Genomic DNA, 8,680 nt, shown 5'->3' on the forward strand with positions numbered 1-8,680 from the left:
GTCTCACCCCCGGCGCCGACCCCCCCCCCTGGGGCGTGCGTTCACCCCCCCGTCATCACAGCGCTGTGGGGGGTGCCCCCCCCGCCCTACCCCCCACGCCAATACCGGGGAGGCGTCGGCGCGCTTCGGGCAGATCGAGAAGATCTACGGTGCTCTGCGCGACAGCCTCGTGGACCGCGCCGGTGATTCGCCCACCGCCCGGCTGGGCCGTGACCTGGGCTGCCGGCTGCTGCTCCTGGACACGGCGACCGCGCATCCGGTGGACCCCGAGGGCGTGGCTCCCGAGCCGGCGCTGCGGCAGGCGCTGCTCACGGCGGTGAACGATCACAACGGGCGGATCCCGGGCGTGCTGCACCTGTCTGTGCCAGGGGGTTCCGGTTCGAGGGGGTCCGGCTCGGAGAGGTCCGGTTCAGAAGGTTCCGGTTCAGGGGGGTCCGGGGAGCGGGCGGGACTGGGGGCCGCCGGGGTGTCGAATGTCCTGGCGGTGGAGGTTCCGGCCGAGGAGCCCACCGTACTGGTCGCCGTCGAGCTGCCCGGCATGGACACCTCGCTGCTGCACCACCTGGCGACGGCGGCGGCCGTCGAGACGGCCCGGCAGGGCATGCTGCGCGAGCACGAGCGACGGCTGGGCTCGGAGCTGCTGGCCCAGCTGCTCGACGCGCGGGTCGACCCGCACGCGGCCCGCGAGGAACTGGCCGCCCACCGGCTGCCACCCGACGATCTGGTCGTCCTGGCGGTGCCGCAGGAGAACGGCGCCGAGCAGCGTGACCTCCATCTGGCGCTCAGCCGCCGGCGCGTTCCCCATCTGCTGCTCAACCGCAGCGATCTCCTGCTGGCGCTGCTGTCCGACAGCCCCGGCGATCTGTCCGCCGTCCACCGCAGGCTGGGGCTGCGCACCCCGATCGGGCTGAGCAGCCGCACCTCCCTGGACCGCCTCTCCGAGGCCAGGGACGAGGCGGTGTGGTCGCTGTCGCTGGCCCGCTCCTCGGCGGGCGGCCTGGTGCGCTACGGCGACGACACCGCGTTCACCGTGCTGCGCAGCCATGAGGAGGCCCGCGCGATCGTGGAGCGGGTGCTGGGACCGCTGACCGCGTACGACCGGGCGAACGGCACCGATCTGGTCGGCACCCTGCGCTCGTTCCTGGTGAACCGCCGCTCCTGGCAGCGCACCGCCGCGGCGCTGAACGTCCACAAGCAGACCGTGATGTACCGGGTGCAGCGGGTCGAGGAACTCACCGATCGGCGGCTCGCCGAGACCGCGGACATCACGGAGCTGTGGATCGCCTTCCAGGCGCACGCCCTGCTGCGCGGGGACGTGCTGCGCTGAGCCGCGGCCTGGCGTTTCAGGAGTTCAGGACGCGGCCCATCCAGTTGTGCACGGCGTCGACGGCGCCGCGGCTGACGGTGGCCTCCCGGAACAGGGCGAAGCCGTGGAAGCCGCCGGCCCAGACATGCAGCTCGGCCTGGCCGCCCGCCGCCCAGATACGGGACGCGTAGTCCACGTCCTCGTCACGGAAGACCTCCGCCGAGCCCGTGTCGATGAAGGCGGGCGGCAGGCCCGACAGATCGGTGGCACGGGCGGGAGCGGCGTACGCGGGGACGTCGTCGGTGCCCTTGGCGGTGCCTAGCAGCGCCGTCCAGCCGAACGTGTTCTGCGCGCGGTTCCAGACCGCGACGTCCTCGTACTGGCGGGTGGACACGGTCCGGTCGCGGTCGTCGAGCATCGGGCAGATCAGCAACTGCCCGACGAGCCGCGGCCCGCCCCGGTCCCGGCACAGCAGCGCCACCGCGGCGGCCAGGCCACCGCCCGCGCTGGTCCCGGCGACGAGCACCCGCTCCCGGTCCACGCCCAGCTCGGCGGCGTGCTCGGCCACCCAGACCAGCCCCGCGTAGCAGTCCTCGACCGGCGCGGGGTGCGGGTGCTCGGGCGCCAGCCGGTACTCCACCGACACCACGGTCACCCCGAACCGCTCGATCCACTCCGGGAAGGAGTCGGCCCCGACGGACCGGTCGCCGATGATCATCCCGCCGCCGTGGATGTAGTACACGCAGGGTGCCGCCGCGGACCCGCCGGGGCGCCGGATCACCGACAGGATCACCTCGGGCACGCCCTCGGGGCCGGGGACGGTCAGCTCGATGTGTTCGAGCCCGGCCGGCCCGACGATGTCGTCCAGGGTCGGCATGGACTGCGACATGCTCTCCCGGAGCTGCGGGATCCCGTCCAGGGTGAACTCCAGGCCGGAGAGGAACTCGCTCGCCTCCAGGTAGGCGCTCAGCTCGGGGTCGTAGGGCGGACGTGCGGGTGACATGGCTGCCTCCGGGAGGTTGCCGGGCGATGAAGTCGCCGGACGACGGCGTACGCCCACTGTGCGACCGGGGCCGGGACCGGCGGGACCGCCAGGACGACGCGGTTCGGGGCCGGTCACCCGCCATGTGGCGGGTGACCGGTGGGGTTCGCGGGACGGTCCGCGCGGGCCGAGGCGGCGGTGGGCGGGGGCTCGGGCGCGGGGTGGGCTCGGGGCCGGGTGCAGGTGGGCCCGGGTTCCCAGTGGCTCCGGGCCCAGGTGGCTCGGGGCCCGGATGGCCCGGAGCCCGGAGCCCGGATGGCAGCGGAGCCCGGATGCCAGCGGGCCCGCAGTCCCGGTGCCGGGGACGTGCGCGCGGGGTGTGCGGGACCGGCGCCGGGGTCGCTCGCGGGGTGTGCCGGACCGGCGGCCGGTCAGCCGCTCTCGTCGTAGCCGAAGGTGGTGGTCGTCAGGCGGTACGCGGTCAGGTCCAGGGTGAGGCGGAGGCGTCCGGTGGCGCCGCGTACGTCGTAGCCGAGGGCGGCGGTGATCTGTTCGCAGCGGGCCTGGAGGGTGGAGTGGTGGACGCCGCACAGCGAGGCGGCGGCACGCACACTGTCGGTGGTGGTCAGGGCGCTCAGGGTGTCCGGGCCCCAGGGTTCGGCGGCCACCTGACCGATCCGTGCGACGGCGGTCGCCAGGCCCCGGTTCAGCGGGAGGGCGATCTCGACGGACGCCAGCAGGCCCAGATCGTCGGCGCACTTCACGGGTTGCCCGGCCGAGGCGAGCTGGAGGGCGGCGAGCGCACCGCGCAGGGTGGGCGGGAGCGCGGTGACCGGCGCGGCCGTGCCCACGCCGGCCGGGCCGTCGGTACCGGGTTCCTCGGAGAGCGGCGCGACCGTCGCCCGTACCGGTCCGGCCGGGGTCGCCACGATGGCGGTCCGCGCGGGCAGTGGCGCGCCGCGCCGGCCGGGCGGGCGCAGCAGGACGCGGGCGAGCGCGGTGCCGGGAAACCCCAGCGAGCGGGCCGAGCGGGTGCGGGCCTCGGCGGAGGCACCGCTGTCCAGGAGTACGGCGACGGCGGCGGCCGTGTCGGGCAGGCCGCCGCTGAGCCGGTCGAGCGAGAGGCGTACGGCGACCGCCAGCCGTTCCAGGAGCAGCAGATCGCGAGGGGAGGCCGGGCCGGGGCGCTCCACCCAGACCAGTCCGCCGTCGGGCACCGGGTGGGACGGCCAGCGGGATTCGATCTCCGCGCGCGGCCGGGCCGCCGCCGCGCGCCCCGTCGGTGTCGACGCGGATGGCCAGCCGCCGGTCCGGGTGGAGGAGTCCGGCGGGTGATCCGGCGAAGCCCGCGGCGGCCCGCACCAGGCCCTCCAGGGGCGCGCGGCTCTCCACCAGCGCGTCGAACAGCCCGACGACCTTCAAGCTCTCCGCGGCGGCGAGATCCACCGCCGCGACCTGCGAGACCAGCTCTCTCATCACGCGCTCCATCCGCCGCCCGCCCTGCCGCCAGGGTAAGCGGCGGGGCGGGAGGGATGTCAGGGATCGACCAGCACCTGGTCATAGGGGGTCGTGCGGGCACGGCCGGACATGAAGGAGAGAAAGTCCTTGATGAACGCGCTGCGGCTGTACGTCGTGTGCCCGGCGGTCGTCTCACGGTGGAACGCCGTCCGGAACAACGCCCGGTACTCCGCCGCGTCGATCCGCTGGTTGCCGTCCTTGTCGGTGGCGTCGAAGAGGACCTCGGCGGTCCTGATCAGCGCGGGACCGGCCAGGGAGGGGACCGCGGCGGCGTACTCCTCCGCGCTGACCCGGCCGTCGCCGTCGGTGTCGAGGGCGCTCTGGAGTTCCCGCCACCAGTCGGCGAAGGCGTTGTAGAGCCGGGTCTCCTCGGGCTCGTCCAGGTCGAGGCGGGTGGACAGTTCACGGGCCATGGCGGCGAGGTCGGGCCAGTCGAGGTGGCCGTCGCCGGTCTGGTCCAGCACCTGCCGGAAGAATTCCTCGGCGTCGCGCCGGGGGCCGGTGTGCGGGTCGGCCTGCGGGCGGGGCCGCGAGGTGTACGGGTCGGTGTGCGGCTGCTCGGCCGGTTCCAGGTCGACCGGTGTCATGAGGCGCAGCAGCGCTCCGGCCCGTGTCATCCGGCTCCGCAGGGCCGCGACGGTCCGTACGGCCGGGCTGTCGCTGTCGGGTGAGGGGTCCAGGAGATCGGCGAGGTTCTCGGTCGGGAGCCAGCCCTCGGGCAGGAAGCGGGCCAGGCCGGCGGCGAGATAGGCGCTCTGCATCAGGGTCTGCGCGCCGGGGACCTCCGGCAGTCCGGCCCGCCGCCGGAACGTCTCCGGGAGGGAGGCGACGGTGATCGCCCCGATGACCGGCCCGGCGACGGCACGGCCAGCCGCCCACAGGGTGGGTATCCCGTCCAGCACGGGCGGGGCGGGGAGGTGGTCGAAGAGCTTGTACAGGATGACCCGCGCCGCCTCCGTGTTCTCCAGCTCCTCCTCGACCACCCGGTCGAAGTACGGCCAGAAGTCGTGCACTTCCTCGGGCAGCAGCCCCGTCGCGTCGCCCATCGCGGCGTGGAAGGCCCGGAACTCGGCGTACAGCTCCTCCATGGCCCGCTGTTCGAGCGGCTGGCCGCTCAGGCGGCACATGGTGACGACACTCTCGAACAGGGTGGCCACCACCCAGGCGCGCGCGTCGGCGTCCATGCCGCTGTACGGCCGGTCGCGCGCGTCGGTCCCGTTCAGCCGGGCGTGCAGCCGGTTGAGGCGCGCCGCCTCGCGCTGCCGTACGTCGTCGTCGGGGCCGAACATCCGCTGCACGCTCACGAAGGTGTTCCGCAGCCGCCGCCAGGGGTGGGTGACGAAGGTCGAGTTCTCGACGAGGGCGGCACCGATCTGCGGGTGGGCGGCCTCCAGCACGGTGGCCCGGATCATGGCGAGGGCCCAGCGGGGGTCGGTGAGGAACGCGTGGAACCGGGCGCCGGGGCCGAACACGGGCGGGGGCGCGTCCTCGTCGGGGGCCGGGGCGTCCGCGTCGGCCGGTGGGCCCCAGGGGTGGGCCGCGGGGTGGTCGGCGGCCGGTGCGGCCGAGGCGTGGGGCGCGGGTTCCTCCACGGGGGCGGTCTCGGCCGTGGGCCCGTCACCTGTGTTCGTCACGCTCGCGGTTCTCCGTTCGGGTCGGTCGGTATGCCGCCGAAGCGGCGGTCGCGTCGCTGGTAGGTGTGCAGACACTCAAGGAAGTGCGGCGCGCGGAAGTCGGGCCACAGCACCGGCGGGAAGACCCATTCGGCATAGGCGACCTGCCAGAGCATGAAGTTGGAGATGCGCTGCTCGCCGGAGGTACGGATCACCAGGTCGACGTCCGGGGTGTCGGGAAAGGGCAGATGGGCGGCGAACGACCGCTCGGTCACGGCGTCGGCGGGCACCCCGTCGCGGATCAGTGACCGGGCGGCCTCGACGATGTCCCTGCGGCCACCGTGGTCGAAGGCGACGGTCAGGGTCATGCCCCGGTTCTCCGCCGTCAGGGTCATGAGGTCGGCGAAGTCCCGGGCCAGCGCGGGCGGGATCCGCGGATCGGTGACGCCGAGGAAGCGGCAGCGGATACCGCGTGCGTGCAGCAGCGGGGCGTGTTTGCGCACCACCCGGCGCACCAGCCGCATGAGGAAGTCCACCTCGTCGGTGGGGCGTCGCCAGTTCTCGGTGGAGAACGCGTACAGGCTCAGCCAGCCGACGCCCGCGGACCGCGCCGCCTCGATGACGTCGATCACCGTCGTCTCGGCCGCGCGGTGCCCCGAGGTACGGGGCAGTTCGCGCCGCGCCGCCCATCGGCCGTTGCCGTCCATCACACAGGCGACATGCCGGGGCACCGCGCGCGGCGGGGACGGGGAGCGGGGCTCTGGCTGAGGTGGGAGACGGGGAACCGCGTCGGTGTCTTCCAGCCCGCTCAAGCCTCACGCCCTCACCATTGATCCGATAACCCGGAGAGTGTGACAACGCCGGAGGCGCTGAGGGCGTACGAAGGACCCGGCTTCACTCTTCAGAGTGAAATGACCGTTCGCCTGTTTGCGCTGGGCGCGGTCCGCACGGTCGCGCTCGGTTTCATCCGCGAGCCGCCCCTCCCCCGTCCGCTCCCGTCCACCCCCGCCCGCTCCCGCCCGCTCCCGCCCGCTCCCGCCCGCTCCTAGCCTCCCCGCCCTCCCCCGGCACGGTCGTCATCCGGTGAGCGCCTGGTGCAGGCGTCTCGCCTCCGTGAGCAGGCGGCTGCCGCCCTTTCGGGTGGCCAGGTCCGTCAGCCAGGGGGCACTGTCCCGGGCGCCGCACTCCTCGGCTCCGGTGGCCGCGGCGGCGAGGAGGTCGCCGGTGCCGCGCGGGGGCGCGGCCTCGGTGGCGAGGAGGGGTGGGAGCAGTGCGGCGAGGACGGACCAGGCGGTGGCCGGGGCGTTCGCGGAGACGAGAGTGGTGAAGGCGTCCGCGACCCGGTTGGCCTTGACCGCGCCGAGGGAGAGCAGTTCGGCGAGGTCGGTGCCCAGCCGGTGGGCGTCGAGCAGGTCGCGGGCGGCCAGGGTGAGCAGGGCGTCGACCGTGGCGAGACGGTCGTCGGGATGGCGGGCGCTCAGTCCGTGGGCGAGGGCGAGATGCAGCGCGGGTCCGGGCGGTCCGGGCGCTTCGGCGAGGGTGAGCAGCAGGCCCGTGTCGATGCGCTCGGTCCCGACGGCGGCCTCCGCGAGGAGCGGTATGAGGTGGACGGCGAGAGTGTCCGGCCGGTCGGGGCACAGCGACACCCAGTACCGGGCGGAGCGGTACACGCAGCCGCAGTAGCGGGTGCCGGGACGGAAGCCGTCGCCGACGGCGGACAACGCCGGGAACGCGCGGTTGAGTTCACGGCTCGCGGCCTCCGTCAGCTGGATGCGGGTGCGGTCCTTCGCCGACTTCACCAGGGTGCGCTCGGCGGCGGGGGCGGGCTTCGGCGGGGTCTCCAGCCAGCGGGCCAGGCGCCGGCCCTCGGGGGTGTCCAGGGCGTGGGCGCGGGCGACCAGGTCGGCCAGGGTGGCCGGGTCGGCGGGGTGGCGCAGCCGGAGCAGGGCGAGATCGAGGTCGGCCGGTGCGGGCTCGGCGCCCTGGGTGACGTACAGGTGGAGGCGGGTCAGCAGGTCCTCGGGGTGCAGTTCGCCGGAGTCCCGGCTGGGGGTGGCCAGCAGGTGGGGTGGGACGGGGCCGGTGACCAGGAGGGCGGTGATCTCGGCGAGGCGGCGCCGCCACGGGGTGCTGAAGCGGGCGTGGGGGCAGTCCTTGTGGGCCGTGGCGCGGCGGACCCGCTTGATGTCGGCGGAGCTGACCGGGCCGGTCGCCGCGGCCAGCAGCGCGAGCAGGTTGAAGCCGCCGTACCTGGGCCAGTTGTTGTGGTGCAGCCAGTCGGCGTGCCGCTGGGCCAGCGGCTCCAGCGCCTTCGCGAGGGCCTCGCGGTCGCGGTGGGCCAGCCGGACCATGCCGTCCAGCACCCACTCGTACGACGCGACGGTGGCCCGGCTGCGCAGACTCGCCGCCAGCACGGCCGCGAACTCGGCGGTGAACTCCTCCGCGCTCTGCGGTGCGGGCGGCAGGGGGGCCGCCGCGCGGGGCTCGGGGAGGGTGTCGCGTGGCCGGTCCCTGGGTCCGGTCCGCTCCGGGAGCAGTTCGGGGGCGTCGAACAGGTCGGCGGCGGTGGTGAGGAGGCCGGGGCGCAGCAGGGCCGCCGCGCCGATCAGTTCCTCGCGGGCGGCCGGGCCCGCGTGGGTGAGATGGCGTCCGGCCAGGCGCAGGGCGCGCTGCTGGAGGGTGGTGTCGGCGTACCCGAAGGCGTCGCCGAGGGCGGGCAGCAGGACGGGGGCGTCCTGGGGCGTGCGCCGCAACGCCGCCTCCAGCCAGGACAGCTGGCCGCGCACCGGCTGCTTCTCGGTGCGGAAGAACACCGCGCGGGCGGTCTCGGCGAGCTGGGCGCTGGTCAGCCGGTCCGTGTCCCACAGGCCGCGCAGCACCTCCTGGGCGTACACGGCGGCGACGGACGGGGCGTCGGCGGCGATCCGGATCCAGTCGCCGGTGCGCGCGGCGTACTCGTCGGCGGTGGGCTCCAGCGCACGCAGCAGCGCCACGCAGAACCGCACACCGCCCAGCGGCCAGGTGCCGCGCAGCAGGATGGTGACGGCGGTGGCCATCAGGTCCGCGCGGTCCAGGACGCCTTCGGCGGCGAGGGCGGCGTAGGTGCCGTGCCAGGTGTCGATGCGGTGCTCCGACGCGCGGCAGGACTGCCACACCAGTTGCCCGGTCAGCTCGGGGGTGTCGATCAGGTGCGGCATCATGCGCGGGGTCAGGGGGTCCTCGCGCAGGGCGGCGAGCAGTCCGCCGCACGGCGTTCCGCGT

At 74.8% G+C, this 8,680-nt stretch carries 6 protein-coding genes; 1 reads left to right on the plus strand and 5 read right to left on the minus strand.

What is annotated here, in order from left to right:
* The first annotated feature begins 169 nt into the window (after window positions 1–169).
* Window positions 170–1,327, plus strand: a complete 1,158-nt coding sequence (locus tag ACFXAZ_RS27970; RefSeq protein WP_384596826.1) for a PucR family transcriptional regulator — start codon at window positions 170–172, stop codon at window positions 1,325–1,327.
* A gap of 16 nt (window positions 1,328–1,343) precedes the next feature.
* Here the strand turns inward: ACFXAZ_RS27970 and ACFXAZ_RS27975 are convergent, their stop codons facing one another.
* From ACFXAZ_RS27975 to ACFXAZ_RS27995, 5 genes are all read right to left on the minus strand, one after another.
* Window positions 1,344–2,309 carry an alpha/beta hydrolase gene (locus ACFXAZ_RS27975; protein ID WP_384596828.1) on the minus strand — a complete coding sequence of 322 codons (966 nt, stop codon included), beginning with the start codon at window positions 2,307–2,309 and terminating at the stop codon, window positions 1,344–1,346.
* A 410-nt stretch (window positions 2,310–2,719) separates the two neighbouring features.
* On the minus strand, window positions 2,720–3,505 hold the full coding sequence (locus ACFXAZ_RS27980; protein ID WP_384596830.1) for a helix-turn-helix domain-containing protein: 786 nt from the start codon (window positions 3,503–3,505) through the stop codon (window positions 2,720–2,722).
* 318 nt (window positions 3,506–3,823) lie between these two features.
* Window positions 3,824–5,218, minus strand: a complete 1,395-nt coding sequence (locus ACFXAZ_RS27985; protein WP_384596886.1) for an oxygenase MpaB family protein — start codon at window positions 5,216–5,218, stop codon at window positions 3,824–3,826.
* 218 nt (window positions 5,219–5,436) lie between these two features.
* Window positions 5,437–6,150 carry a polyprenyl diphosphate synthase gene (uppS, locus tag ACFXAZ_RS27990; RefSeq protein WP_384596888.1) on the minus strand — a complete coding sequence of 238 codons (714 nt, stop codon included), beginning with the start codon at window positions 6,148–6,150 and terminating at the stop codon, window positions 5,437–5,439.
* Window positions 6,151–6,495: 345 nt separating this feature from the next.
* Window positions 6,496–8,680 (minus strand): DUF6493 family protein (locus tag ACFXAZ_RS27995; protein WP_384596832.1); only part of this gene is annotated, 2,185 nt, incomplete at its 5' end.

Origin of the sequence: Streptomyces sp. NPDC059477 (genome assembly GCF_042749375.1) — a bacterium.
Taxonomy (GTDB): domain Bacteria; phylum Actinomycetota; class Actinomycetes; order Streptomycetales; family Streptomycetaceae; genus Streptomyces.

What these genes read in the sequence shown, in the direction of transcription:
- ACFXAZ_RS27975 (WP_384596828.1), bottom strand. Translation starts at nt 2,309, where the DNA reads ATGTCACCCGCACGTCCGCCCTACGACCCCGAGCTGAGCGCCTACCTG.
- ACFXAZ_RS27985 (WP_384596886.1), bottom strand. Translation starts at nt 5,218, where the DNA reads ATGATCCGGGCCACCGTGCTGGAGGCCGCCCACCCGCAGATCGGTGCC.